The following is a 24,536-nucleotide window of genomic DNA, read 5'->3' as shown; positions in this document are numbered from 1 at the left end:
CGTTCCTAACCGATTCAGGACCTCTCGGCGAGCTTTTGGAGCGGCCGCTACCTACTCATCTTTATCACTACACCGGTCCCGCCGGCGTAATAGGAATTTTGCGGACTCGGACCCTGTGGGCAGGTCGGCCAGCGGACATGAACGACTCCACTGAGCAGTTGTTGGCCAGCCAGTACGCCGTAGACATCCTGTCGGCGCTGCGATTCCCGAAACGCTCATTCGGCGAAGGCATGGTCGAGTACGCACTCGAACTCCTCGAGCGCGGCCGGCGACTCCCCTTCGAGATATCGCGTACATACACGGTCTCGCTGTCCTCCGAATCGGATTCGCTCGAACAATGGAGAGCGTATTGCCCACGGAGCGGAGGCGTAGCACTCGGCTTCTCGGCGGCGCATCTGAAGGCGGTGGCCGCTGACCAAGGATTCATTCTTGCCTCGTGCGTCTACGACGAGCCGGAGCAAGAGGCCATCGTCAGGCAGATCATCGAGCATCACCTCGACATCTGGAACAAGCGCAAGACTTTGACTGAACTTCGACAAGGAATCAGTAGTCACCTCGTTCGCGACCTGATCTCGGATCTTGAGCGCTTCGCTGCGCTCCTCAAGCACCGCTCATTTGCAGCTGAACGCGAATGGCGGCTCATCTCGCCTCTTCTTGAAAGGCAATCCGCCTTCGAGCTAATCCACGTACCCAGCCCTTCCGGGATCAAGCAGTTCCGATTATTCTCCCTTCTCACTACGGAGCACCCGTCCGTTGTCAACACCACTTACGACGACGAGAACATGGGGGCGATAGTCGTTGAGCGGCAAGGATTCCGTCCGGTTATCGGGCCCAACGTTGATCCTGACGGAATGGACGAGGCGATTCGAGCATTGACTCCCCCGGAATTTGGTTGGGTATACGCGATCGAGCACACGGCATCGCCCTATCGATAGCGAACGCTTGTCACTCCCCGAGATTGAACGACTTGCGGCTCAGCCGGGACGAGCGAACGGATTCGTAGGACGCTGGCCACGGCCACGTCCGGCGCCCTAAGCAGGAAACGCACCTAACGAGATGTGTAGCGCTTTGTTTCGCATCGTCGAGGAACAGCACGCCGTTCGACGCCCGCACCGCCGCGCCGGGCTTGATCTGACCGCTGCCGCCTCCCACGATCGCCGCTGCGGTCGCCGTGTGGTGCGGCGCTTCGAACGGCGGTCTCGTGACGAGTGAGGAGGCCGCCACTCCCGCGAGAGAGCGGATCGACGTCGCCTCGAGCGAAGCGTCGACGTCGAGGTCGGGCAGCAACCCGGGAAGGCGTTCGGCGAGCATGGTCTTGCCCGCGCCGGGCGGACCGAGCAGGAACATGTGGTGTCCGCCCGCCGCAGCCACGATGAGTGCTTCGATGGCCTCATCGTTGCCGACGATGTCGCTCAGTTCGGGGGCGGACGACTCGTCCACGAGAGCGCCTGCAGACGGCCAGGGCTCGACGGGCACCGGGTCGAGTTCGGCCCCGTGCCGGATCGCCGCGTCCCTCAGGGACGACACGGCGATCACCTCGACATCGGGCACCAGGCGGGCTTCGTCGGCGTTGGCGACCGGCACCATCACCCGGCGCAAGCCTGCGCGCGCCGCGCCGATCACGGCGGGGAGCACTCCGGGCGTCGGTCGCAGTCTTCCGTCGAGGCCGAGCTCTCCGATGTGAACGGTCGAGGCGACGGACTCTGCCGGCACGTCACCGGCGGCAGCCAGCGCCGAAAGGGCGATGGCGAGATCGAATCCGCCACCGTGCTTGGGCAGAGCGGCCGGCGACAGGCTGATGGTGAGCTTGCGAGGCGTGATCGGCAGCTCGGAGTTGAGGGCTGCGGCACGCACGCGGCCACGGGATTCGCCGAGCGCGGCATCCGGAAGTCCGATGACGGCGAAGCCCGGCAGCCCCGGAGAGATGTCGGCCTCGACGTCGACCACGCTCGGCGTGAGACCGACGAGGGCGATCGCACTTGTGCGGGCGATGGCCATCAGCAGATCCCGACCAGGTGCTCGATGATCACGTCGTCGTCCCCCGCTCCCGGAGGCGCGATCACGGCGATCGCATCGACACGCACTCCGTGATGGACGGGTTCGTGCTCCTCGCACCATTGGGCAGTCAAGCGACGCAGCCGTGCAGCCTTGGCCGGCGTGATCGCCTCGAACGGATGCCCGAACGCGATCGAGGAGCGCGTCTTCACCTCCACGATGGCCAGTTCGCCCGACCGCTCGACCACCAGGTCGATTTCGCCCAGCTTGCATCGCCAGTTTCGCGCGACGACACGGTAGCCGCGTTTCGTCAGGTAGCGGGCCGCCAGCTCCTCGCCGCGCTTGCCAAGTTCGTCTTTTCTCGCCATCGAATGCCTCCCCTGACAGCGTGCAGGGAAGCATCCGATCGTCGGGGCCGTTCGGCGGCATCCGGGGACGAATCGTGAAATGCCCCGGTTGTTACCGATAAGTCGATGACCCGACGATCCGCCGGATCATCGCTAGAACGGGCCGGCTACTCGTCGAGCGCGAGCTCCTTGGGGAGCTCGAATTCCTTGCTGGAGAGCTCCTCGATGTTGACGTCCTTGAACGTGAGAACGCGCACCGACTTCACGAAGCGATCGGCCCGGTAGACGTCCCACACCCAGACGTCATGCATGGTGATCTCGAAATAGAAGTCGTTCGCGGTGTCACGGCGGACGAAGTCCACCTCGTTCGCCAGATAGAAACGCCGCTCCGTCTCGATCACGTATTTGAACTGCGAGACGATATCGCGGTACTCGCGATACAGCGCCAGCTCGACTTCACGGTCGTAGTCGTCGAATTCGTCGTCGTCCATCGCCGGCAAGTCTACGCTGCGGGCCGCCGCCTTCAGACGGCTTGCTCGACGTGCAGGGCATCCTCCGGGAACTCGAGTCCGTCGAGGGCGAGCTGCGGCTGCGTGCGCTCCGGCTTCAGCCAGGTGAGCCGGTGAAGCGGGCTCGCGCCGAGCCGCCCGATCGCCTCGAAATGACCCTTCGACGAGTAGCCCTTGTTGCTCGCCCAGCCGTACCCGGGATGAACGGCATCCTGCTCGATCATCACCGCGTCCCTGTGCACCTTGGCGATCACGGATGCCGCCGACACCGATGCGCAGGACTGGTCCGCCTTGATGCGAGAAACCACCGGAACCCTGACCGGCAAGGCACGGGTGAGGTAGTCGTAGTTGCCGTCGAGCACGATCGTGCAGGCGTCGAACGACGCACCGGATGCCTGCAACACGGCGAAGGCGCGTGCGCCCGCCATGCCCAGACAGGCCATGATGCCGAACTCGTCGATCTCCTCAGCCGACGCCATGCCGACAGCGTGATGGCGCACCCACGACATGCACAGCGGCGCGAGCTCTTCGCGCTTGGGTTCGGCGAGCAGCTTCGAGTCGCGCAGGCCCTTCGGCCAGCGTCCGACGTGCGCGTCGACCACGACCATGCCGACGGCGACGGGACCGGCGAGTGCTCCTCTGCCGACTTCGTCGCATCCGATCACGCTCGCGCTGCCCGACGCGTGCAGCTCGGTCTCGAACCGGTAGTTCGGAACGACGGGATGCGCACGTTTCTTGGGTCTGGGCGGTTTACCGCCTGTCGCGTTCTCGACTGTGCTCCGGGTCACCACGTGGTCGAGGTTACTGCTTGTCGTCCTCGACGCCGCGGAATACATCCGGATAGTTCGACAACCAGCTCCAGTGGCTGATCGGCCAGCTGATCAGGATGGCCCTGCCGACGACATCCTTCTCGGGCACGAAGCCCTTGCCTGGCAGATTCTGGTTGCGGGAGGAATCCTGGGAGTCCCAGCGGTTGTCACCCATCACCCAGAGATCACCTTTGGGAACGACGACATTGAAGTCGAGCGACGCCACCTGATCATGGCCGTCCAGTCTGACGTACGGTTCGTTCAGAGGTGATCCGTTGACGCTCAGTTGACCGAGCGCATTGCAGCACGACACGTGGTCACCCGGCAACCCGATGACGCGCTTGACAAGATGATCATCACTGTCGGGCGCAGCCAGACCCACCAGCGACAGCGCCCACTCGATCGGGTTGACGTTCGACTTCTCGGTCGATGCCGGAAGCCAGCCACCCGGATCGGTGAACACCACGACATCGCCGCGCTTGATCGGCATGACGTTCGGCTCCAGCTCGTTCACGATGATCAGATCGTTGATCTGCAGCGTGTTCTCCATCGACCCCGACGGAATGTAGAACGACCTGACGACGAACGTCTTGATCAGAAAAGAGACCAGGATCGCGACCAGGAAGATGATCACCAGGTCGCGAAGGAAGAGTTTGACGCTGCGCTGGCGCGTCTTCTTCTCCGAAGCCACGCGGTCCGACCGAGTGGGCAGAGTTTCGTCTGTCATATGTCCTTAACCGCCTGAGCTCCCGTCCTGAAGTGTATTGGATCGGGAGCTCAGAGCCGGCTGCGAATGCTCTGCCGGTGGTCGTGTCGAGGGACGCGGCTTACGCGTCGCGCTTTTCCTTGATCTTCGCCTTCTTGCCGCGCAGCTCGCGCAGGTAGTACAGCTTCGCGCGACGCACATCGCCGCGCGTGACGACCTCGATGTGGTCGATGACCGGCGAGTGCACCGGGAAGGTGCGCTCGACGCCGACCTGGAAGCTCACCTTGCGAACGGTGAACGTCTCGCGGACGCCCTCACCGGAGCGCGAGATGACGACGCCCTGGAAGACCTGGACACGGGAGCGGCTGCCCTCGGTGATGTTGACGTGCACCTTGACGGTGTCACCCGGGCGGAAATCCGGAATGTCGGAACGCAGCGAGGCCGCGTCGACGGCGTCGAGGATGTGCATGATGTTTCGCTCTCTGTGCCCGCAACCGGTCGAACACGGATCAGATGGTCTGAAAGAAGGATTGCGTGCCGCTCGCGCCCCGTGTCACATGAACGCGGTTCGCAGTGCGTGTCTCCCCGGTGGCAGAGACCGTGCCGCGACACAGTCTTCTATTCTGCCATGAAGCCCGAAGGCGACCAAACCGGCGTTACCGCCCACCCTCGTGGACGATGATCACGTCGCCGTCGTCGCCGGGTCGCCTTGTGGGGCGCTGAGCAGCGGATGCCTCAGCGACGGTGCCGGAGACACGGTCACGCCACTCGCGCGCCAACTCCCACACGGTCAGCCAGAAGACGCCGAGTCCGAGCACAACGCTCGTCACGCCGAACGGGATGCCGGTCGCACCGAAGAAGCCGAGTCCGATGAGCGCCAGATGCCAGACGACGAGTGCTGCGGCATCCCATCCGCCGAGCGCGCGGCGTTCGCGCACCCGCGGCCTGATACGGGTCAGACCGGCGATGACGGCCTGGAAGACGAACAGAACGGCGCTGCTGAGGAAGAGCAGGAAGAAGCCTCCGGCGCCCCCGCCGAAGATGCCGTAGCCGATGAGGAGCCAGAGCGGCAGCACGGGGATGGCGATCAACTGCCACCTCAGAAGCGCCCTGCCCGGATTCATAGCCCAAGGCTACGCGCGCTCCACGGCCACCCGGCTGGGAGTCGGGCGGTGTTCGCCGCCGGCGTGACGGCATCCACTCGCAGGTGGCGGACGGAGCCGCTCATTCCTCCGCGATCAGATCCGGTCGCACGCGCTTGGTGCGCTCGAGCTGCTGCTCACGCCGCCACTTCGCGATGGCGCCGTGGTTGCCGCTGAGCAAAACGGGCGGGACTTCGCGGTCGCGCCACACCGGCGGCTTCGTGTACGACGGGTATTCGAGCAGGCCGTCCTCGTGGGATTCCTCGACGAGGCTCTGCGGATTGCCGATCACGCCGGGGATGAGACGCACGATCGCCTCCACCATGGCCATGACTGCCACCTCTCCCCCGTTGAGCACGTAATCGCCGAGACTCACGAGGTGAACGCGGGCTCGGCTCGCCGCATCGTCGAAGACACGCTGGTCGATGCCCTCATACCTTCCGCACCCGAAGACGACGTGCGATTCCTCGGAGAGCTCACGGGCCATGCGCTGGGTGAACACCTCACCGGCAGGCGAGGGGAAGATCACCACAGGATCGACGTCGTCGGCGAGCACGCTGTCCAGCGCCTCACCCCACGGCTCCGGCTTCATCACCATGCCCGCCCCTCCGCCGTAGGGGGTGTCGTCCACCGTGCGGTGCTTGTCGTGCGCGTGGTCGCGCAGGTCCGCTACCCGCAGGTCGATGATGCCGTTCTGCTTCGCCTTGCCGAGCAGTGAGATGTCGAGGGCGTCGAAGATCGCGGGAAAGATCGTCACGATGTCGATGCGCACACCCGAAGTCTAGGAACCGGCGGGTGCGAACGCGAAGACGGGCCGGTCAGGTCTCGGCGGCGAGTCCCTGCGCGGCGTCGAGGTAGCGACGGGCGACGAGGTCGACGAGCCCTTCGGGCGCCGGTGTTCCCGGCACCAGGAGGGTGCCGGACACGACGTCGGCTCCGGCGGCCGTCGCGAGGTCGGCGAACAGGCCGGGGGCGAGCAGGTAGCTGCTCAGGAGCATCCGTGCCGAGGGATGCAGCCGGTGCATCGTCTCGATCGCCGAGCTGAGATGCGGGACGGCGGCCGTGATGAAGCCTGCCGTGACGGGGCGTTCGAGACGGGATGCCAGCATCCGGCCGGCATCGAGGCAGTCCCGTACCGCGCGATGATCGCTCGAGCCCGCCGCTGCGAGCACCACGAGGTCGTCGTCGCGCAAGCCGGCCTGGGCGAGCCGCTGGGTGAGCACGTCGATGATGGCGTCGTCCGGCCCCAGCAGGTCGGCGACGCGCACTCTTCGGTCGCGGCGGTGAGCGAGTTCGCGCACGAGGTCGGAGTGCACGTGGTGGCCGGTGGAGAGCAACAGCGGCACGACGACGGCCGCCCTGCCAGGTCGAAGTGCGTCGAGCACATCACTCACGTCGGGCTGCTGCACGTCGACGAATGCCGCAAGACCCGTCACCCCTGGGAGGTTCGCGATGACGGATGCCACGAGTTGCGCGACGGCTTCTCGCCCTTCTGCGTCGTTGCCGGAGTGGGCGACGACCACCAGCGCCGGCGCATCGGATGATGCTTCGTGCAGCGCGCCGGTCGAGCCGCCGTCTGTGGCGAGAGTCACGCGGGACCGTCCCCTCGAAGCGACGACGATCGCACCACGCTTCTGCCAGCCATGTCGACCGCCCCTCTCGAGTTACGCCGTGATCCGACGCTAAGCAGAGCGTGTTTCATGGTTCGGCCTGGCGTGTTTCGGGCGGATGAACAGGTGCTCTCGGCGGGATCTCAGCGGGATCGCAGCCGCATCTCGCGGGATCTCGCCGCGGGCATCCTGAGCTCAGGCGCGGGACAGGATGCTCTCGACGTTGAGGCCGGCAGGCAGCGTTCCGTACAGGAGGCTGCGACGTTCGCCCAGCCTCGAGGCGCAATACGCATCGGAGACCGCGGTGGATCCGCCGCCGATCAGCACAGCAGCCTGCAACGCAACGGCGAGGTCTTCGGCGAGCACGCGGGCGTCGAAGGCGATCTCATCCGGTTCGCGGCCGGATGCCTGCACCAGCCTGACGTCGATCGACCGCAGCAGGTCGGCGAGCCTCCGATCGACGTGCGCGGCCGAGGCGAGCTCGTCGCGCACGGCGGCGACGGCATCCGGCTCCCGCGCGAGCACCCGCAGGATGTCGAGCGCGATCACGTTGCCCGAGCCCTCCCAGACCGCCATCACCGGCTGCTCCCGATATCGCCTGGCGAGCGGATACTCCTCGGTGTAGCCGTTGCCGCCGAGGCACTCGAGCGCCTCGTACGCGTGGCCCGGTCCGCGCTTGCAGATGAAGTACTTCTCGACAGCGGTGGCGAGCCGCCTGAACGCCACCTCGGCATCGGACGCGTCGTCGTCGTGAGCCCTCGCCAGCCGCAGAGCCATCGCCGTCGCCGCCTCGGACTCCAGAGCGAGATCGGCCACCACGTTGCGCATCAACGGCTGATCGACGAGCGTTCGGCCGAACGCCGCGCGATGCCGTACGTGCCATGCCGCCTCGGCGACCGACTGCCGCATGCCGGCCGCCGTGCCGAGCACGCAGTCGAGCCGGGTGCGGGCGACCATCTCGATGATGGTGCGCACACCGCGCCCCTGCTCCCCCACCGCGTAGCCGACGGTGCCGTCGAATTCGACCTCACTCGACGCGTTCGACCGGTTGCCCAGCTTGTCCTTGAGCCGCTGGATGCGGAACACGTTGCGCGTTCCGTCGTCGAGCACGCGCGGAACGAGAAAGCAGCCGATGCCGGCGTCCGTCGTGGCCAGCACAAGGAACGCGTCGCTCATCGGTGCTGAGCAGAACCACTTGTGGCCGGTGATGAGCCAGCCGTCGCCGTCCGGCACGGCGATCGTGGTGTTCGCCCGCACGTCGCTGCCGCCCTGCTTCTCGGTCATCGCCATGCCGAACAGCGCGCTCGACTTGCCGACGACCAGTCGGGGGTCGTAGTCACGGCTCAGGATGCGCGGCAGCCACCGGTCTGCCAGCTCCGGTTGCTGACGAAGCGCCGGCACGACCGCATGGGTCATGGACATCGGGCAGGCGTGCCCCGGCTCGACCTGCGCGAACAGCATGAACGTGGCGGCGCGTGCGACGTTCGCGCCCGGCCGCGGATCGGCCCACGCTGCCGTGTGCGAGCCGTGCGCGACGGACTCGCGAGCGACCAGATGGTACGAGTCGTCGTACTCGACCTCGTCGATCCGATTGCCGTGCCGGTCGAAACTGTGCAAGACGGGCTCACGGCGTTCGGCGAGCGCTGCCGCCCTCTGCAGTTCGGCGCTCCCTACCAGCCGACCCGTGTCGGTGAGTTCATCCAGAGCCCACTCGGCGTCGAAGCGCCTGGCGGACTCGACGAGCGCAACGTTCGTCGTGAACTCGTTCACGTCGACGCGGTCGGGCGCCTGGTTGGCGACAGCGTGCGTGAGATGGGGTGCCGGCTTCGTCATCGAAACCCGTCCTTTCGCCCCGCCTTCTGGTGCGGCGGTGCCCCCATCCTCGCCCATCCAGTCATACCGCGCAGCGGCGTGCCGGGCGGGGAACCGACGGGTTATGACGCGATCAGGGCCTCGCTCTCGGCGACGAGGCACCGATCGACGACGACATCCACGAGCTCTTCGGGAACCACGCCTTGTGCCGACAACAGCGGGCCGGTCACGACGTCTGCACCGCACGCGGCGGCGAGGTCTGCGAAGTACCCGGAGGCGAGAAGGTAGGTGGCGACGACGACACGGCTCGACGGATGCCGCCTGCGCGCCGCGCTGACGGCATCCGTCAGCCGCGGGGTCGCCGCTGAGATGAACGCGCACGTCACCTCGCGGCCGAGCGCCGAGCCGAGTCTGGATGCCATGTCGCGGCAGTCCGCGACAGCCCGCGCATCGCTGCTGCCGGCCGCCGCCAGCACCACGACGTCGTCGTCGCTCCCGTCGGACTCGGTCAGCCCTGCCTCGCGCAGTCGGCGCGCGAGCACGTCGACCAGCCGGTCGTCGGGGCCGAGCGCCGCGGCGAGGACCGAAGGCGAGGCATCCGCGTGTACTGCCTCGCGCATGTCGACATGCACGTGGTAGCCGGCGGAGAGCAGCAGCGGCACCACGATGGAACCGCGTCCGCCTGCGAGGGTCGACGGCAGGTCCGGCTGCTGCACGTCGACGAAGCCGGAGACCACGCGGCGATCGCCGAGACGTCGGCCGACGGCGTCGACCAGCGCTGCCACCGCCGTGCGGCCGAGCGGGGACGACGTGCCGTGCGAGACGAGGGCCACCGAGTGCTGCTGGGTCACGCCGCCGCCGCGATCTCGACGAACTCGCCGACGACTCGAGTGGCGTACGTGGCCAGCGAGGGACCCGACTCACTCAGGCACTCGCCCGTCGCCAGGTCGTAGACCTGCTTGAGCAGCGGGGAGGCGATCGTAGGGCGAGCGCCCTTCGAGCCCACGATGCCACGCGCCATCACGGGAGCGGAGGTCTTCGGGTCGCGATGGTCGACGGCGTAGAGCTCTCCGGCGCCTACCAGGAACAGGGCGACCTGTCTCTCGGGCAACAGCACGGCCTCGCCCCATCCTGGTTCGAGGTCGTCGATCCGGCACACGCGCTGCCATGCGACCGCGTGCGCACTGGCGTGCCGCGGCGCAGGAACGATGTCCTCGTGAATGGCCGGTTCGATGGTCAGTGTCACCGTGGTCTCCTCACGCCGGGGACGGTTCGCCGCGGATCGCGGGCTTCGTACTCGAGGGTAGGCAGCGCATGTTACGAGCGATCGAAGGCGTGTTTCAGTCGAGTGACTTCGATCTCACACTGCGGCGCCTCGGGTGTAGGGGCGCTGTAACGGTCGTTCACGCTCCCGAAAAGAAGTCGAAACAGCCCGTTCTTAGGCTCGCTTCACGAGCCAGGCGACCGAAGGGAAACCCCAGATGAGCGACGATCGAGGCGACGCCGTCGACGAGCCGGCAACGGATGCACGGCGCGTGGTCGTGATCGGTGCGGGTCCGGCCGCCCATCGCCTCGCCGACGCGATCAATTCGCGTGACGACGCGGGAACGCTGCACGTGACGGTGCTCGGTGACGAGCCCCACCAGCCGTACGACCGGGTCTCGCTCAGCCACCGGCTGCTGGGCGAGGAGGATCTCACTCTCGTGCCGACGCGGCCGTGGGATGCCGCCCGCGTGCGTCTGCTCACCGGCGTTCGCGCCACCAGGATCGACCGCGCGGCGCGCAGAGTCCACACGGATGACGGCGCCGAGCATCCGTACGACGAGCTCGTGCTCGCCACCGGGTCGACCGCTCCCGTGCCCGAGATCAGAGGCAGCGATCACGCCAGGGTGTATCGCACGCTCGAGGACGTCGACGCCTTGGTCGCGGAGTGCGCGCAGGTGGTCGAACGCTCCGGTCGCGCACCGCGCGTGCTCGTGGCAGGCGGTGGGCTGCTCGGCCTCGAGGCTGCAGGCGGGCTCACCGGGCTCGGTGCTGAAGCGACAGTGGTGCACTCCGGTGGCTGGCTGATGTCGGCTCAGCTCGATGAGGGAGCCGGGCAGGCGCTGTCGCGGCTGATCGCAGGGCACGGCATCCGGCTCGAGCTCGGCACGCGACCGCAGGAGCTGCTGGTCGAAAACGGGAGCGTGCACGCTGTCAAGCTGACGAACGGCAAAGTGGTGGACGCCGACATCGTCGTGTTCGCGATCGGGGTGACCCCGCGCGATGGGCTCGCCAGCGCCGCGGGCCTCGACATCGGCGAGCGCGGCGGCGTCGTGGTCGGCGCGGACTGCCGCAGTTCCGACCCGAACGTCTTCGCGATCGGGGAGGTCGCCAACGTGTTCGGCCGCTGCGTCGGCCTGGTCGCGCCGGCGAATGCGATGGCCGAGACCGTCGCCGACCGCCTGCTGGGTGGCGACGCCGAGTTCTCATCGATCGACGACGCGACGAGCCTCAAGCTCTCCGGCGTCGACGTTGCGTCGTTCGGCGACGCGCTCGGCGCGACATCCGGCGCACTCGAGATCGTCTACGCCGACCCGGCCCGCGGGCTTTACCAGAAGATCGTCGTCTCGCAGGATGCCAAGACCCTGCTCGGCGGAGTGTTCGTCGGCGACGCAGCGCCGTACTCCTCGCTGCGGCCGATGCTCGGGCGCGAGCTCGGCGCCGAACCCGCCGCCTACCTCTCGGCGGGTGGCGAGGCCCCATCGGGTGCGGACCTGCCCGATGATGCGCTCGTCTGCTCCTGCAACATCGTGACCGCCGGCACGGTGCGGGAGGCCGTTCGCAGCGGGGGCGGTTCCGGCGAGGGATGTCATGACCTGGGCTCGCTCAAGGCCTGCACGAGGGCCGGTACCCAGTGCGGTTCGTGCGTCCCGCTCGTGAAGAAGCTCATGGAACAGGAGCTGACCGCTGCGGGAGTCGCCGTCTCGCATGCTCTCTGCGAGCACTTCGCGATGACCAGGCAGGAGCTGTTCGACGGCGTGAGGGTGCTCGGGCTGGCGTCGTTCGACGCCATCGTCGAGCGCTTCGGTTCAGGGCGCGGCTGCGACATCTGCAAGCCGGCCGTGGCATCCATGCTGGCGAGCCAGGGCGGATACATCCTCGACGATGGTCGCGGCTCGCTGCAGGACACGAACGACCGCGCGCTCGCGAACATGCAGAAGGACGGCAGCTACTCCGTCGTGCCGCGGATCCCCGGCGGCGAGATCACACCGCAGAAGCTGGCGGTCATCGCCGCCGTGGCCGAGAAGTTCGGTCTCTACACGAAGATCACCGGCGGCCAGCGCATCGACATGTTCGGCGCACGCCTCGATCAGCTGCCCGACATCTGGCGAATACTCGTCGACGCGGGCTTCGAGTCCGGCCAGGCCTACGGAAAGGCGCTGCGCAACGTGAAGAGCTGCGTCGGTTCGACGTGGTGCCGCTTCGGCGTGCAGGATTCGGTGGCGATGGCGATCCGTCTCGAACTGCGATACCGCGGTCTGCGAGCGCCGCACAAACTGAAGATCGGTGTCTCCGGATGCGCACGCGAGTGCGCGGAAGCGCGCGGCAAGGACGTCGGCGTGATCGCCACGGCGGAGGGCTGGAATCTGTACGTGGGCGGCAACGGCGGTCTGCAGCCTGCTCATGGACAGCTGCTGGCGACGGATCTCGACGACGAGAGCCTGATCAGATACATCGACCGGTACTTCATCTACTACATCCGCACGGCTGATCGCCTGCAGCGCACCGCCCGCTGGATCGAGGACCTCGATGGGGGGCTCGACCACGTGCGCAGCGTCGTCGTCGACGACGCGCTCGGGCTGGCCGACGAGTTGGAGGCGACGATGCACCGCCATGTCGACGATTACCAGGACGAGTGGGCTGCAACACTGGCAGACCCCGAGCGGCTGCGCCGCTTCCGTTCCTTCGTGAATGCTCCAGACGCCCCTGACACCGGGCTTCCGCGGGTGATCGAACGCGGCCAACCACGGCCTGCTCGCCCTGGCGAGGCGCCGATGCCCGTCTCGCTCGGCATGCCGACGGCGCCGCCGAGAGAAACTCTCTCGACCGAGGGGAGCCGCTCGTGACCGCCTCCGGGAGCGTGACCCTCGTCGGTGGCGGACCGGGTTCAGCCGAGCTCATGACGGCGGCCGCGTTCGATGCCCTCGCCCACGCCGACGTCGTGCTCTACGACCGGCTCGCACCGCACGATCGGCTGGCCGACTGGGCACCGCGCGCGTTGCTCGTCGACGTCGGCAAGCAACCGGGCCATCATGCGGTCGCGCAGCCCGAGATCGAGCGGATGCTCGTGCGGCACGCCCTGGACGGCTCACGCGTGGTTCGGCTCAAGGGCGGCGATTCCTACGTGTTCGGGCGAGGCGGAGAGGAGGTGCTCGCCTGCCGGGAGGCCGGTGTTCCGGTGCGCGTCATTCCGGGAGTCAGCAGCGCGACAGCTGTGCCGGCCGCAGCGGGCATCCCGCTCACGCACCGCGGCATCAGCCACCTGTTCACCGTCGTGTCGGGGCACGCGCCGCTCAGCGACGACGAACACCGGCACCTCGCCGGTCTCGGTGGCACGATCGTCGTGCTGATGGGAGCCGGAACACTGCCCACCCTCTCTGCTGGACTCGCGAAGCACGGTCTGGATGCTCGCACGCCGGTCGCCGTGATCGAGCGGGGGCACACTCCGGGACAGCGCACGACCATCGCCGAGCTCGCCGACATCGTCACGGTCGCCGCGACAGCCGGGGTCTCGTCGCCTGCCGTGATCGTGATCGGCGACGTCGTGCGACTCGCGTGGCAGGGCGACGCGAGCGCCGCTCGACGTCTCACCGACGCGGTGGAACTCGTGCAGCCATGACCGGCGACCTGGAGGTACCGGTCTTCAGGCCGGACCAGCTGCACGGCTTCCGCATCGGCGTCACGAGCGATCGTCGCAGTGGCGACCTCATCGATGCATTGGAGCGTCGCGGTGCACAGGTACTGCACGCCCCGACGATCCAGATGGCGAATGCGGATGCCGACGGTCCCGTCATCGCTGACACCCGCGCGGTTCTCGAAGCGCGGCCGGGCATCCTGCTCGCGACGACCGCGTACGGCATCCGCCGTTGGTTCGAGGTGGCGGATGCCGCCGGCCTCGGCGACGCGCTCGTCGCGGTGCTCGCCGATGCGGACATTCTGGTTCGCGGTCCGAAGGCGAGAGGCGGCATCCGGGCAGCCGGACTCGACGATCGTGGCATGAGCGACGAGGAGACCACCGCGTCGCTCATCGATCGGGTGCTCGAACGCTATCCGGAAGGACAGGTCGTCGCCGTTCAGGTACACGGCTACACCGACGAGCCGCAGCTCGATCGGCTGCGGGCGGCAGGACACCGGGTGCTGACCGCCTCGCCGTACCGCTGGCTCGCCCCCGACGCCTCCGACAACCGCGTGCTGCGGCTCATCGACGCGGCCTGCTCAGGCAGGCTGGACTGCATCACGTTCACCAGCGCGCCCGCGGTGGATGCACTGTTCGGCACGGCGGAGTTGCTCGGGCGACGTGACGAGTTGATCGATGCGATGTCGACTCGCGTGCTCGCCGCCGCGGTGGGTCCCGTGACCGCCGCACCGCTGATCGCCGTCGGGCTGAACCCGATTCAGCCGGAGCGTCACCGCATGGGTGCGTTGATCCGCCTCGTGTGCGAAGAGCTCGAGCAACGCCGAGTCGAGTACGTGACGAGCGCGCACGGCACCATCGAGATGCGAGGCTCGATGATCACCATCGACGGCGTGTGCACCACCCTGCCGCCTTCCGCTCTCACGCTCTTCCGCATCATCGCGAGAGCAGGCGGGGCGGTCGTGACGAGAGCACAGCTCGCGGATTCGCTCCCCGGCCGCCCGGACGACCATGCGGTAGAAGTCGCCCTCAGCCGCCTTCGCCTGGCGATCGGTGCTCCGAGCCTCATCACCACCGTGGTGAAACGCGGATATCGGCTCAATGTCTGAGCCCACGCGGGTCTGCCGCCGACAGCACATGGCAGCCGCCGCTCCACCTGCGACCAAAGGAGTCGTCGTGGCCGTCTTCACCCGCGTGATCGATCTTCGGGGGAACCATGATCACCGTCGATGAGCACCTGGCGCGAGTTCTGGTCGACGTGCGTCCTCTGGAACCCGAGTCCGTCCGGGTGGATCTCGCGTACGGCAGGATGCTCGCGACCGATGTCGTCTGCGTGCACCCGTCGCCGCCTTTCGACAACTCTGCGATGGACGGCTACGCGGTGCGCCGGGGCGATCTGCTCGAGGCGACTCCCGGCTCGCTGTCCGAGCTGCGCGTCGTCGGCGAGGTCGCGGCGGGGAGCGCGGACGATCCCCTGATCGAGTCCGGCTCCACCGTGCGCATCATGACGGGTGCCCCGGTTCCTACCGACGCCGACGCCGTCGTGCCGATCGAGCGTACGGCCGAAGCGGACTGGGCCGCTGACCGCGTGACGGTGACGACCGCGCCCCGGCCGGGCGCCAACATCCGTCGCCGTGGTGAGGACCTGGCGGTTGGCGACCTCGTGCTGTCCGCCGGAAGAGTCATGACGCCCTATGACGTCGCGGCCGCCGTGAGCTCAGGGGTCGAGCGTGTCGAGGTACGTGCCCGAGCGCGCGTGGCCGTGATCGCCACAGGAGACGAGGTGCGGCCGCCGGGTGTCGCGTTGCGACGAGGCTCGATCCATGACTCGAACAGCCCCCTGGTGTGCGGACTCGCGGCAGCAGCCGGTGCCGACGTCGTGCACCGTTCCCGTGCGGGCGATCTCGTCGGAGAGCTCGATCTGGCGCTTCAGAAGGCGCTGCGGTACGCGCCGCACGTCGTGATCCTCACCGGCGGCGTCAGCGTCGGTGCTCACGACCCCGTGACAAGGCTGGATCTGCAGTTCGCGAAGGTGGCGATGCAGCCGGGCAAACCGCAAGCGTTCGGAAGGCTCGGAGGCGCCGCCGTGTTCGGTCTGCCGGGGAATCCGGTCGGAGCGGCCGTGTCGTTCGACGCCTTCGTGTTGCCTTTGCTTCGAACCCTGCATGGTCTGCCCTCTGAGTCACCGACCGAGGTGGCCGTGGCAGAGACCGGATGGGCGAAGCCACCGATGCGTCGGCAATACATGCCGGTCGTCGCGCGTCGGGTCGATGGCGGCCTTCACGTGCGTCCCGCCAACGATCGCGGCAGCGGCTCCCACCTGATCGGCCGCCTCGCCCGCGCCGACGGCTATGCCGTGATCCCTGCCGAGTCGGCCGAGGTCCGGGTCGGCGACCTCGTTCCGGTCACGCTGAGACCATGACCGAGTTCACGAACCGGGCCCGAGCCGACCACGCGCCCACGTGCACGGATGCCTCGTCGAGGATCGACGCGATCATCCTCGCCGGTGGCCGTGCGTCGCGTCTCGACGGGATCGACAAGGCCGCACTGATCGTGGGCGGTACGCGCCTCGTGGATCGCGCGATCGCGGCCGCCGGCGTAGTCGGCGCTGACAGGATCGTCCTGGTCGGTCCGCAGCGTGCCCGAACGGCCGCACCCGATTCGACCGCCTTCTTCGTCTCTGTGCGCGAGGATCCGCCGTTCGGTGGGCCGGTCGCCGCCCTCGCCGCCGGACTCTCGAAGGTCACAGCCACGCTCGTGCTGCTGCTGGCCGCAGATCTTCCTCATGTCGAACTCGCCGGCGATCGGCTCGCCGCCATGATCGAGCACGTCGTCGATGGATCGGACCCGGAGAAAGGCACAGCCGTCGACGGCGTCGTGCTCGTCGATGAAGCAGGAAGGGACCAGTGGCTCACAGGCATCTACCGGGCCGAGTCGTTGCGCTCCGCGATCGGTGGCCTGTCCGCCGGGAGCACGAACGCATCTCTGCACGCGGTCATGCGCAGCCTGCGGTTGGAGCGCATCCCCGACCACGGCACCTCCGTCGACATCGACACCTGGGACGACGTCGATCGGTTCGGCGCCGTCGATCCCACGACCGGCGGGGCATGCGTGCGTCCAGACGAAGGAGAGACGAATGAGCGACACCACCCCCGATGACCTCGCAGCATGGGTGCGCGACCTTGCTGAAACCCTCCAAGTGCCGGTCGCCGATGTGCCGATCGGCCGAGTGCTGGACCTCGCCCGCGATGTGGCCCACGGCGTCGCACGGGCAGGCGCACCCGTGAGCGCGTTCGTGGCGGGTCTGGCGGTAGGTCGAGGCCTGAGTGCTGACGAAGCGTGGCGGCGCATCGACCTGCTGTTGAAGGATCACGCGTCCTGACGTGGCCGTCGCATCCGGCCTCTCCGAAGACGACGACAGTCCGGCACCTCACCGGGAGCGATCGTCACCGAGAGGTCTTCGTTACGGAGCAGATACGGCGGAGGTCGCCCGCCGAAATCCTCCCCGCTTAGCCTCGACGACACACCTAGGGCGACCGCCCATCTGATCCGTCGTTCCAGCCATCCGTCAGTTCGCTGCATCCCGTCCTCTGGAGAGTGCCATGACCTCTGCCTCGAATCGCACCGACACCACCACCACCTCCGCAGCACAGCCGACCGCTCTCGTGCATGGGTCCGGTCGATGGATCGAGGGATGGGATCCCGAAGACGCGGAGCAGTGGGCGACCAAGGGCAAGGCGATCGCGGCGCGCAACCTCCGTTGGTCGATCTTCACGGAGTTCCTCGGATTCGTCGTCTGGCAGTTGTGGAGCGTCGTGGTCGTCGCACTGCCCGCCGCGGGATTCCACTTCACGGACGGGCAGATCTTCTGGCTCATCTCCGTGCCGAGCCTTGTCGGCGCCACCCTGCGACTGCCTTACACGTTCATGGTTCCGAAGTTCGGTGGCCGGGTCTGGACCATGGTGTCGGCGGCGTTGCTGCTCATCCCCACAGTGGCGCTGGCGATCGCGGTCGCGAATCCCGGGACGCCATTTGTCGTGATGCTGTTGATCGCAGGGCTGGCGGGCTTCGGCGGCGGCAACTTCGCCAGCTCGATGGCGAACATCACGTTCTTCTACCCGCAGCGCATGAAAGGCTGGGCGCTCGGCCTCAACGCCGCCGGCGGCAACCTCGGCGCCGCCGTCGCCCAGTTCCTGGTGCCCATCCTGATCACCGTGACGGCCGCGGATGCCGTCAACCTGCCGATCGCCGGGTGGTTCTGGATTCCCTTCATCGGGATCGCGATCATCGGCGCCGCCACCCGCATGAACAGCCTGCGTGGTTCGAAGGCCGACTTCACGGCGTCTCTGGCCGTCGTCAAAGAGCCGCACCTCTGGGTGCTCGCCGTGCTCTACATCGGCACCTTCGGATCCTTCATCGGCTTCTCCGGAGTCTTCCCGAAGCTCATCGCGGATGAGTTCCCGCAGTTCAGCGCCCTCCACGTCGGCACCGCTGTGGTCTCTCTGGCGTTCCTGGGCGCCCTGGTCGGATCCCTGGCCCGCCCCTGGGGCGGTCGGCTCGCCGATCGTCTCGGGGGCGCTGCTGTGGCATCGGCATCGTTCGTGGTGATGGCCGCTGCGACGGTCTTCGTCATCATTTCGCTACCGGTCGGCGGATTCGCCACCTTCCTCGCCTGTTTCATTGTGCTGTTCATCGCAAGCGGGGTTGGCAACGGCGCCGTGTACCGCATGATCCCGACGGTGTTCGCGCTGCGAGGCGGCAGCGCGGATGCGCACAATCACGCGGGTGACGTGAGTGTGCAGAGGATCACCGCCGCGGCGATCGGAATCATCTCCGCAGTCGGGGCGTACGGCGGATTCCTGGTGCCTCAGATCCTCGGCGCGTCGAAGACACGATTCGGGGACTACACGCACGGCCTCTGGTGGTTCGTCATCGCCTACGCCGGCTTCCTGGTCATCACGGTTGCGGTGTATCTGGTGCCGGCGATGAAGAGCGGCCGACGTGTGTGATCCGGGGCCGTCCCGCCGGGAGCATCCGCGGGCGGTCGGGCGATGACGGCCGTCACGGCACTCCGGGTGGTGGTCATCGGCTACGGTCCCGTCGGTGCGCGTTTCGCCGACGCGCTGCTGCCGTCGGTGCGAGCGGGCCACGTCGCGCTGACGGTGGTGGGGGCCGAGACTGCTGACGCCTACAATCGTGTGCTCGTCGCCGAGTATGCGGTCGGAAACACCGAGTGGGACGACATGGTGCTCCATTCGGGCGACGACGTACGATCTGCCGGAGCACGGGTCGAGCTGGGGATGCGCGTGGTGCGCATCGACCGAGTGGCTTCAGCCGTCGAGTTGGCCGACGGTGAGCTCATCGAGTACGACCGGCTGGTGATTGCAACGGGAGCCCGGGCCAACGTTCCTACGCTGGATGGCGTTCAGCGGATGTCACGGGACGCGCTCGCCCTCGAGCGGTCGGATACGCGACTCATCGGCACGGATGACGATCTGCCTCGCGGGATCACCGTGCTCCGCGATCTCGACGATGCACGCCGAGTCGGTGACGCGGCCAGGAACGGGCGGAAGATCGTTGTGCTCGGCGCTGGTGTGCTCGGGCTCGAGCTCGCGTTGCTCGCTGCACGCGCCGGAGCCGAGACGTGTGTCGTGCACCACGGCCCGGTTCCCATGCCCCGTAACCTCGACATCGGCGGTGGAACGGTGCTGGCAGCATCCCTACGTCGTGCAGGCGTTGCAGTCGTAGGCCAGAGCAGGGCGGAAGCCGTCGTATTCCGAACAGACGATGACGGCGAACGACGATTCGATGCGCTCGGAACGGCGGACGGAAAACACATCCACGGCGACCTCCTCGTGTTGTCGTGCGGGGTCGGCGCACGCTCTGAACTTGCGACCGCCTCCGGCCTGAAGACGGCAGCGGGCATCGTCGTCACGCCGGATCTGCGGTCGTGGACCGATCCGAAGATCTACGCGATCGGCGATTGCGCTCATGTGGCCGTGAACTACGCTGCGGATGCCGATACCCGAATCCCGGGAGGTCCTTCAGGGCTGATCGGCCCCGGGTGGCGGCAGGCGGAATGGCTCGCCGCACGATTCGCGTCGATCGGCGCAGGAGGCGAGCACGACACCGATCCGCTCGTTGAGCGCCCGGCGGTCGTCATGTTGAAGGGCGAGGATGTCGATATCGTCGCGGTCGGCGACGTCTGCGTCGAACCGTGGGACGTCGAGCACGAGGACGACCGGTCCGCACGAGCGGTCTCGCAATGGGCAGACCCCGAACACGGCCGGTACGTGAAGATGATCACGCGCGACGGCGTGCTCGAAGGATTCGTCAGCGTCGGGATGCCCCGCACGTCCGCTGAACTCACGCTGCTGTTCGAACGCGGCGGCGAACTCCCCGCCGACAGGTCCCTCCTGCTGCGGTTCGATGGACCGGACTACAGTCCCGAAGCGAACGCCGACGCCTTCGCTCCCGACGCCACGGTGTGCTGGTGCAATGGGGTATCGGTCGCACAGATTCAGTCGGCGGCGGCCGAGGGCAACGACACCGTCGCCTGCATCGGCAAGGCGACAAGGGCCGGCACCGGCTGCGGAGGCTGCAAAGGCCGCATCGCCGAGCTTCTCGAGCGCTTTACCGATGCGGACGGTGTTGCGGTCTGAGCGACGGAACCACCTCACAGCGAACGTGCCGCGGTGTGAGTCCACGGTGACACAATCCTTACCGGAGGGCGCGAGAGGCGAAATACGACGTCCGTATCGTCGAGGCATGCCCCTGGCCCCTGCCGCACCGCACGAGACGAACACCCACTGTCCGTACTGTGCACTCCAGTGCGCGATGACCCTCACTCGCAACGAGGTCACGGGTGCCCCTGGCGAGGAGCCGGTAACGGTCTCCGGCCTGTTCTTCCCGACCAACCGCGGCGGCCTCTGCAAGAAGGGTTGGACATCCGCATCGCTGCTGAATTCGCCCCATCGTGTCGTCGAGCCTCTGATCCGCGACGAGGACGGAAAGCTCTGCCCGGTGTCGTGGGATGAGGCCCTCGATCTGATCGCCGATCGTCTCATCGACTGCCGACGACAGCATGGCGCCGACGCGGTCGGCGTCTTCGGGGGCGGCGGCCTCACCAACGAGAAGGCGTACCAACTCGGAAAGTTCGCCCGGATCGCACTGGGTACGTCTCGAATCGACTACAACGGCCGGTTCTGCATGTCGTCTGCTGCGGCAGCGGCGAACCGCGCATTCGGTCTCGACCGGGGCCTGCCGTTCCCGGTGGCCGACCTGGACGAGGCCGGCACGATCCTCGTACTCGGCTCGAACATGGCCGACACGATGCCACCGATCCTGTCGCATCTGGAGGGAGCGCGAAAGGCAGGTGGCTTGATCGTCGTCGACCCCCGCGAGAGCTCCACGGCGAAGCTGACAGCTGACGGAGCCGGAATCCATCTTCAACCGATGCCTGGAACCGATCTCGCGCTGCTCCTGGGTCTGACGCACATCGTCATCAAGGAGCGCCTCTACGACGCCGGGTACATCGCGGAACGCACCAGTGGATTCGGCGAACTCAGGCGCAGCGTCTCGGAGTGGTGGCCCGAGCGCACCCAGGCTGTGACCGGCGTTCCATCCGGTCAGTTACGTGAGGTCGCGCGTCGTCTGGCTTCCGGAAACGGAACCTACATTCTGACGGGGCGCGGCGTCGAACAGCATGTGAACGGGACCGACACCGCCACTGCGGCCATCAACCTCGCTCTCGTTCTGGGTCTGCCCGGCTCCGAATCCGGCGGGTACGGAACGATGACCGGTCAGGGTAACGGGCAAGGTGGACGAGAACACGGACAGAAGTGCGATCAACTGCCCGGCTACCGCAAGATCACCGATCCGGATGCCCGTCGCCACGTCGCCGCCGTCTGGGGCGTCGACGAGGAGGCCATCCCCGGCGCGGGACTCCCCGCGGTGCAGCTCTTGGCTTCGCTGGGACAGCCCGACGGCGTACGTGCCTTGCTGGTGCACGGGGCGAACGTCGTGGTTTCAGCGCCGAATGCCTCGGAGGTGCGAGCCGCCCTGGCCCGCCTCGACCTGCTCGTCGTCTGCGACTTCTTCCTCTCCGAGACCGCAGAGCTCGCCGACGTCATCCTTCCTGTTACGCAGTGGGCAGAAGAGGAAGGCACGATGACCAACCTCGAGGGACGCGTCATCCGACGCAGGCGCTCCATCTCCCCTCCGGCGGGCGCGCGGAGCGAGCTGTGGATCATGGCCGAGCTCGCGGCGAGGCTGGATGCCCCTGGCACGTACGACATCGAGGCCTCGGCCGTGTTCGATGAGCTGGCCCGCGCCTCAGAGGGTAGTATCGCGGACTACTCGGGTCTCAGCTATGAACTCCTGGATGCCGGCCGCCCCGCCTACTGGCCCTACCCGGCAGGCAGCCGCGGCACCCCGCGGTTGTTCTCCGATCGATTCGGGACCGAAGACGGTCTCGCCCGCGTCGTCCCGGTGCACGTGCATGCCGATGCCGCCCAGCTGCCTGCTGGCGACGAACTCGTTCTGATCACTGGCCGCCTTCTCGAGCACTACCAGTCGGGGAGTCAGACCCGACGAGTGCCCGAATTGAATGAAGCGCAACCGGTGTTGCGTGCTCAACTGCACCCCGCGACGGCTGCTGATCGAGGCATCGTGGACGGCGACACCATCGAGCTGCGAAACGCGCGCGGCACTGTCGTGGCGATCGCGCAGACGACACGAGGCATCCGCCGCGACACCGTATTCCTGCCGTTCCACTTTCCCGGCGTTCAGAGCGCCAACGTTCTGGTCTCCGATGCCACGGACCCGATCTCGTTCATGCCCGAATTCAAGAACAGCGTGGTGACGATCCACGCGCTGACCACGGCGCTCAACCCCGACCGATAAGGAGAACCACCCATGTCCATTTACGAAGAGATCGGCGGCGCCGACGCGCTGACCGTTGTGGTCGCAGACTTCTACGACCGAGTTCTGGCAGACGACGACCTGGCGGACTTCTTCGTCGGCGTCAACATGACGAGACTGAAGCGGCTGCAGGTCGAATTCTTCACTGTCGCTCTCGGTGGCCCGCAAGACGCCTATACGGGCGCCCCGATGGCCGAGGTCCACAAGGGGCTGGAGATCGGCCGGAACCACTTCGGACTCGTGGCAGGACACCTCACCGCCGCCTTGACGGACGCCGGAGTTCCGGCGGACACCGTGACCACCATCATCGGCGCGATCGCGCCACTCGAGTCCGAGATCGTCACCGCGTAGCGCACGTCGAGCACAACGGCGGTACTTCGGAGGCCAGGGCTGCCGGCCCACTCCGAAGTGCCGCCGTTCGCGGTGCGTTCAGTCCGATTCGCCCGCCGTGTCGTCATCATCCTTCTCGACGGCGGTGTCGTCGTCGTCGTCGAGCGAGTCAGGCACCTCTTCGAACAGACCGAGCGGCGGCGTCACGATGACCGTTCCGGCCTGGATGTCCACCTCCGGCACGATCGCGGAGACGAACGGCACCAACACCTCGCCGCTCGGCGTCTTCACGGCGAGCAGGTCCTGGGCCGGCAGGTGGTCGACGCGTGCGACGGTGCCGACTTCGATGCCGTCTCGGAGTACCGAGAGGCCGACCAGCTGGTGGTCGTACCAGGCATCCTCTTCGACGCTGTCGTCCTGGTCGACCCAGAGAATCGCCTTGATCAGCGACTCCGCCTCCGTGCGGTCGGCGACGCCTTCGAAGAAGCCCACGGCGTGACCGTTATACCAACGCAGCTCGGTGAGCGTGAGGGTCTTACCGTGCCACTTCGACCCGGTCGGCACCTGCAGGGAGAACTCTGCACCGGGAACGAACCGCCGTTCGGGGTCATCCGTGAAGAGCTCGAGTTTGATTGCCCCTTTGAGACCATGGGCCTTGGTCAGTCGTCCGACGCGAAGCTGCGCCTTGGGTTGTTTCCCGCTCACCTTGGTCAGTCGATGAGATCGACGCGAACGCGATGGCCGTCGGCCAGCGCGCTGACGACCGAGCGGAGAGCCTTCGCGGTACGGCCGGAGCGGCCGATCACCCGGCCGAGGTCCTCGGGGTTCACGCGAACCTCGAGGACCTCGCCGCGCGGAGATTCCTTCGCAACGACGTGCACATCGTCGGGGTGATCGACGATGCCTTCGACCAGGTGCTGCAGAGCAGGAGCGAGCAAGGTATTACGCCTCAGTCGTCTCGTCAGCCGGCTCGGCGGCCGCAGGCTCGGCCTTGGCGGCCGGCTTCTCGGTCTTCGGCTTGAGCACAGGCTTCTTCTTCTCGTCTGCGACGAACGGCACCTTGGGCTCCCGCGTCTTGACGGTGCTCACGGCGTCCTTGTCGCCCTTGAACTTGCCCCAGTCACCGGTCAGCTTCAGGATGGCCGCGACCTGCTCGGTCGGCTGCGCACCGACGGAGAGCCAGTACTGGGCACGCACGGAGTTCACCTCGATGAACGAGGGCTCCTCGGTGGGGTGATACTTGCCGATCTCTTCGATCACGCGACCGTCGCGCTTGGTGCGCGAGTCGGCGACGACGATGCGGTAATACGGGGCTCGGATCTTGCCGAGCCTCTTGAGGCGGATCTTGACAGCCACAATTCTCCTGATTCAACGTGTTTCGCGCGAACTGACTGCCGAGGGCGTGGGGCACACGCGGCAGGAGGTCTGATGGAGAGTTCCAGTACGGTCTGATAGAG

26 protein-coding genes are annotated in these 24,536 nt (G+C 67.2%); 11 read left to right on the top strand and 15 right to left on the bottom strand.

The window, feature by feature from the left end; translation table 11 throughout:
* Nucleotides 1-137: 137 nt before the first annotated feature.
* Complete coding sequence (locus MJ603_RS15365) at nucleotides 138-935, top strand: DUF2971 domain-containing protein (protein WP_243064626.1); 798 nt, start codon at nucleotides 138-140, stop codon at nucleotides 933-935.
* Between the two features lie 10 nt (nucleotides 936-945).
* Here the strand turns inward: MJ603_RS15365 and MJ603_RS15360 are convergent, their stop codons facing one another.
* The 12 genes from MJ603_RS15360 to nirD all read right to left on the bottom strand — a co-directional run bounded on the left by MJ603_RS15360 (nucleotide 946) and on the right by nirD (nucleotide 10,176).
* Nucleotides 946-1,998: an ATP-binding protein gene (locus MJ603_RS15360; RefSeq protein ID WP_243064625.1), complete on the bottom strand. Its 1,053-nt coding sequence runs from the start codon at nucleotides 1,996-1,998 to the stop codon at nucleotides 946-948.
* Entirely contained in the window at nucleotides 1,998-2,363 is a 366-nt protein-coding gene (locus MJ603_RS15355; protein WP_243064624.1) for a YraN family protein, read from the bottom strand. Before MJ603_RS15355 ends, MJ603_RS15360 begins: the two co-directional genes overlap by 1 nt.
* Nucleotides 2,364-2,509: 146 nt before the next feature.
* The gene (locus MJ603_RS15350) at nucleotides 2,510-2,833 is read right to left on the bottom strand and encodes a DUF2469 family protein (protein WP_243064623.1); all 324 of its coding nucleotides are present in this window, start codon (nucleotides 2,831-2,833) and stop codon (nucleotides 2,510-2,512) included.
* 32 nt (nucleotides 2,834-2,865) lie between these two features.
* Complete coding sequence (locus tag MJ603_RS15345) at nucleotides 2,866-3,642, bottom strand: ribonuclease HII (RefSeq protein ID WP_308220607.1); 777 nt, start codon at nucleotides 3,640-3,642, stop codon at nucleotides 2,866-2,868.
* A gap of 10 nt (nucleotides 3,643-3,652) precedes the next feature.
* The gene (gene lepB / locus MJ603_RS15340) at nucleotides 3,653-4,387 is read right to left on the bottom strand and encodes a signal peptidase I (RefSeq protein ID WP_243064622.1); all 735 of its coding nucleotides are present in this window, start codon (nucleotides 4,385-4,387) and stop codon (nucleotides 3,653-3,655) included.
* Nucleotides 4,388-4,487: 100 nt separating this feature from the next.
* A complete protein-coding gene (rplS, locus tag MJ603_RS15335; protein ID WP_243064621.1) occupies nucleotides 4,488-4,835 on the bottom strand; it encodes a 50S ribosomal protein L19 in 348 nt (115 codons plus the stop codon).
* 187 nt (nucleotides 4,836-5,022) lie between these two features.
* Complete coding sequence (locus MJ603_RS15330) at nucleotides 5,023-5,490, bottom strand: MFS transporter (protein ID WP_243064620.1); 468 nt, start codon at nucleotides 5,488-5,490, stop codon at nucleotides 5,023-5,025.
* 100 nt (nucleotides 5,491-5,590) lie between these two features.
* Nucleotides 5,591-6,280 carry a tRNA (guanosine(37)-N1)-methyltransferase TrmD gene (trmD, locus tag MJ603_RS15325; RefSeq protein ID WP_243064619.1) on the bottom strand — a complete coding sequence of 230 codons (690 nt, stop codon included), beginning with the start codon at nucleotides 6,278-6,280 and terminating at the stop codon, nucleotides 5,591-5,593.
* Between the two features lie 46 nt (nucleotides 6,281-6,326).
* Nucleotides 6,327-7,100 (bottom strand): sirohydrochlorin chelatase, encoded by a 774-nt coding sequence (locus tag MJ603_RS15320; RefSeq protein WP_243064618.1) that lies wholly within the window; start codon nucleotides 7,098-7,100, stop codon nucleotides 6,327-6,329.
* Between the two features lie 213 nt (nucleotides 7,101-7,313).
* Nucleotides 7,314-8,951, bottom strand: coding sequence for an acyl-CoA dehydrogenase family protein (locus tag MJ603_RS15315; RefSeq protein ID WP_243064617.1), 1,638 nt, complete (start codon nucleotides 8,949-8,951; stop codon nucleotides 7,314-7,316).
* Nucleotides 8,952-9,052: 101 nt separating this feature from the next.
* The gene (locus tag MJ603_RS15310; protein WP_243064616.1) at nucleotides 9,053-9,781 is read right to left on the bottom strand and encodes a sirohydrochlorin chelatase; all 729 of its coding nucleotides are present in this window, start codon (nucleotides 9,779-9,781) and stop codon (nucleotides 9,053-9,055) included.
* Nucleotides 9,778-10,176 carry a nitrite reductase small subunit NirD gene (nirD, locus tag MJ603_RS15305; RefSeq protein WP_374230942.1) on the bottom strand — a complete coding sequence of 133 codons (399 nt, stop codon included), beginning with the start codon at nucleotides 10,174-10,176 and terminating at the stop codon, nucleotides 9,778-9,780. The genes MJ603_RS15310 and nirD overlap by 4 nt, the downstream gene beginning before the upstream one ends.
* A gap of 235 nt (nucleotides 10,177-10,411) precedes the next feature.
* On the opposite strand from nirD, the gene nirB reads away from it, so the two are divergent.
* From nirB to MJ603_RS15255, 10 genes are all read left to right on the top strand, one after another.
* Entirely contained in the window at nucleotides 10,412-13,039 is a 2,628-nt protein-coding gene (gene nirB / locus MJ603_RS15300) for a nitrite reductase large subunit NirB (protein ID WP_243064615.1), read from the top strand.
* Nucleotides 13,036-13,812, top strand: a complete 777-nt coding sequence (gene cobA, locus MJ603_RS15295) for a uroporphyrinogen-III C-methyltransferase (protein WP_243064614.1) — start codon at nucleotides 13,036-13,038, stop codon at nucleotides 13,810-13,812. The genes nirB and cobA overlap by 4 nt, the downstream gene beginning before the upstream one ends.
* Nucleotides 13,809-14,936: a uroporphyrinogen-III synthase gene (locus tag MJ603_RS15290; RefSeq protein WP_243064613.1), complete on the top strand. Its 1,128-nt coding sequence runs from the start codon at nucleotides 13,809-13,811 to the stop codon at nucleotides 14,934-14,936. The genes cobA and MJ603_RS15290 overlap by 4 nt, the downstream gene beginning before the upstream one ends.
* 107 nt (nucleotides 14,937-15,043) lie before the next feature.
* Nucleotides 15,044-16,249 (top strand): gephyrin-like molybdotransferase Glp, encoded by a 1,206-nt coding sequence (gene glp / locus MJ603_RS15285; protein WP_243064612.1) that lies wholly within the window; start codon nucleotides 15,044-15,046, stop codon nucleotides 16,247-16,249.
* A complete protein-coding gene (locus MJ603_RS15280; RefSeq protein WP_243064611.1) occupies nucleotides 16,246-16,986 on the top strand; it encodes a molybdenum cofactor guanylyltransferase in 741 nt (246 codons plus the stop codon). Before glp ends, MJ603_RS15280 begins: the two co-directional genes overlap by 4 nt.
* Nucleotides 16,964-17,209, top strand: coding sequence for a DUF6457 domain-containing protein (locus MJ603_RS15275; protein WP_243064610.1), 246 nt, complete (start codon nucleotides 16,964-16,966; stop codon nucleotides 17,207-17,209). Before MJ603_RS15280 ends, MJ603_RS15275 begins: the two co-directional genes overlap by 23 nt.
* A gap of 220 nt (nucleotides 17,210-17,429) precedes the next feature.
* Nucleotides 17,430-18,836 carry an MFS transporter gene (locus tag MJ603_RS15270; protein ID WP_243064609.1) on the top strand — a complete coding sequence of 469 codons (1,407 nt, stop codon included), beginning with the start codon at nucleotides 17,430-17,432 and terminating at the stop codon, nucleotides 18,834-18,836.
* Between the two features lie 42 nt (nucleotides 18,837-18,878).
* Nucleotides 18,879-20,489, top strand: coding sequence for an FAD-dependent oxidoreductase (locus MJ603_RS15265; protein WP_243064608.1), 1,611 nt, complete (start codon nucleotides 18,879-18,881; stop codon nucleotides 20,487-20,489).
* Nucleotides 20,490-20,595: 106 nt separating this feature from the next.
* On the top strand, nucleotides 20,596-22,731 hold the full coding sequence (locus tag MJ603_RS15260) for a molybdopterin oxidoreductase family protein (protein ID WP_243064607.1): 2,136 nt from the start codon (nucleotides 20,596-20,598) through the stop codon (nucleotides 22,729-22,731).
* Nucleotides 22,732-22,743: 12 nt separating this feature from the next.
* Nucleotides 22,744-23,100: a group 1 truncated hemoglobin gene (locus MJ603_RS15255; RefSeq protein ID WP_243064606.1), complete on the top strand. Its 357-nt coding sequence runs from the start codon at nucleotides 22,744-22,746 to the stop codon at nucleotides 23,098-23,100.
* A gap of 78 nt (nucleotides 23,101-23,178) precedes the next feature.
* On the opposite strand, the gene rimM is transcribed toward MJ603_RS15255, so the two are convergent.
* Genes rimM through rpsP form a run of 3 tightly spaced genes read right to left on the bottom strand, consistent with a single transcriptional unit; the run spans nucleotide 23,179 to nucleotide 24,435 of the window.
* Entirely contained in the window at nucleotides 23,179-23,784 is a 606-nt protein-coding gene (gene rimM / locus MJ603_RS15250; RefSeq protein WP_243064605.1) for a ribosome maturation factor RimM, read from the bottom strand.
* Nucleotides 23,785-23,789: 5 nt separating this feature from the next.
* A complete protein-coding gene (locus MJ603_RS15245; protein WP_243064604.1) occupies nucleotides 23,790-24,017 on the bottom strand; it encodes an RNA-binding protein in 228 nt (75 codons plus the stop codon).
* 4 nt (nucleotides 24,018-24,021) lie between these two features.
* Nucleotides 24,022-24,435, bottom strand: a complete 414-nt coding sequence (gene rpsP, locus MJ603_RS15240) for a 30S ribosomal protein S16 (RefSeq protein ID WP_243064603.1) — start codon at nucleotides 24,433-24,435, stop codon at nucleotides 24,022-24,024.
* Between the last annotated feature and the right edge of the window lie 101 nt (nucleotides 24,436-24,536).

This window comes from Humibacter sp. RRB41 (assembly GCF_022761015.1).
Lineage (GTDB): Bacteria > Actinomycetota > Actinomycetes > Actinomycetales > Microbacteriaceae > Humibacter.
This window is presented reverse-complemented; position numbering and strand designations above follow the sequence as displayed.

Excerpts from the sequence above, each read along its gene's own strand:
- MJ603_RS15355 (WP_243064624.1), bottom strand. The coding sequence starts at position 2,363 with ATGGCGAGAAAAGACGAACTTGGCAAGCGCGGCGAGGAGCTGGCGGCC.
- MJ603_RS15260 (WP_243064607.1), top strand. The coding sequence starts at position 20,596 with ATGCCCCTGGCCCCTGCCGCACCGCACGAGACGAACACCCACTGTCCG.
- MJ603_RS15315 (WP_243064617.1), bottom strand. The coding sequence starts at position 8,951 with ATGACGAAGCCGGCACCCCATCTCACGCACGCTGTCGCCAACCAGGCG.
- MJ603_RS15270 (WP_243064609.1), top strand. The coding sequence starts at position 17,430 with ATGACCTCTGCCTCGAATCGCACCGACACCACCACCACCTCCGCAGCA.
- glp (WP_243064612.1), top strand. The coding sequence starts at position 15,044 with ATGATCACCGTCGATGAGCACCTGGCGCGAGTTCTGGTCGACGTGCGT.
- MJ603_RS15265 (WP_243064608.1), top strand. The coding sequence starts at position 18,879 with ATGACGGCCGTCACGGCACTCCGGGTGGTGGTCATCGGCTACGGTCCC.
- MJ603_RS15275 (WP_243064610.1), top strand. The coding sequence starts at position 16,964 with ATGAGCGACACCACCCCCGATGACCTCGCAGCATGGGTGCGCGACCTT.
- rplS (WP_243064621.1), bottom strand. The coding sequence starts at position 4,835 with ATGCACATCCTCGACGCCGTCGACGCGGCCTCGCTGCGTTCCGACATT.
- MJ603_RS15280 (WP_243064611.1), top strand. The coding sequence starts at position 16,246 with ATGACCGAGTTCACGAACCGGGCCCGAGCCGACCACGCGCCCACGTGC.
- MJ603_RS15365 (WP_243064626.1), top strand. The coding sequence starts at position 138 with ATGAACGACTCCACTGAGCAGTTGTTGGCCAGCCAGTACGCCGTAGAC.
- lepB (WP_243064622.1), bottom strand. The coding sequence starts at position 4,387 with ATGACAGACGAAACTCTGCCCACTCGGTCGGACCGCGTGGCTTCGGAG.
- nirB (WP_243064615.1), top strand. The coding sequence starts at position 10,412 with ATGAGCGACGATCGAGGCGACGCCGTCGACGAGCCGGCAACGGATGCA.
- MJ603_RS15330 (WP_243064620.1), bottom strand. The coding sequence starts at position 5,490 with ATGAATCCGGGCAGGGCGCTTCTGAGGTGGCAGTTGATCGCCATCCCC.
- MJ603_RS15350 (WP_243064623.1), bottom strand. The coding sequence starts at position 2,833 with ATGGACGACGACGAATTCGACGACTACGACCGTGAAGTCGAGCTGGCG.
- MJ603_RS15360 (WP_243064625.1), bottom strand. The coding sequence starts at position 1,998 with ATGGCCATCGCCCGCACAAGTGCGATCGCCCTCGTCGGTCTCACGCCG.
- MJ603_RS15255 (WP_243064606.1), top strand. The coding sequence starts at position 22,744 with ATGTCCATTTACGAAGAGATCGGCGGCGCCGACGCGCTGACCGTTGTG.
- MJ603_RS15290 (WP_243064613.1), top strand. The coding sequence starts at position 13,809 with ATGACCGGCGACCTGGAGGTACCGGTCTTCAGGCCGGACCAGCTGCAC.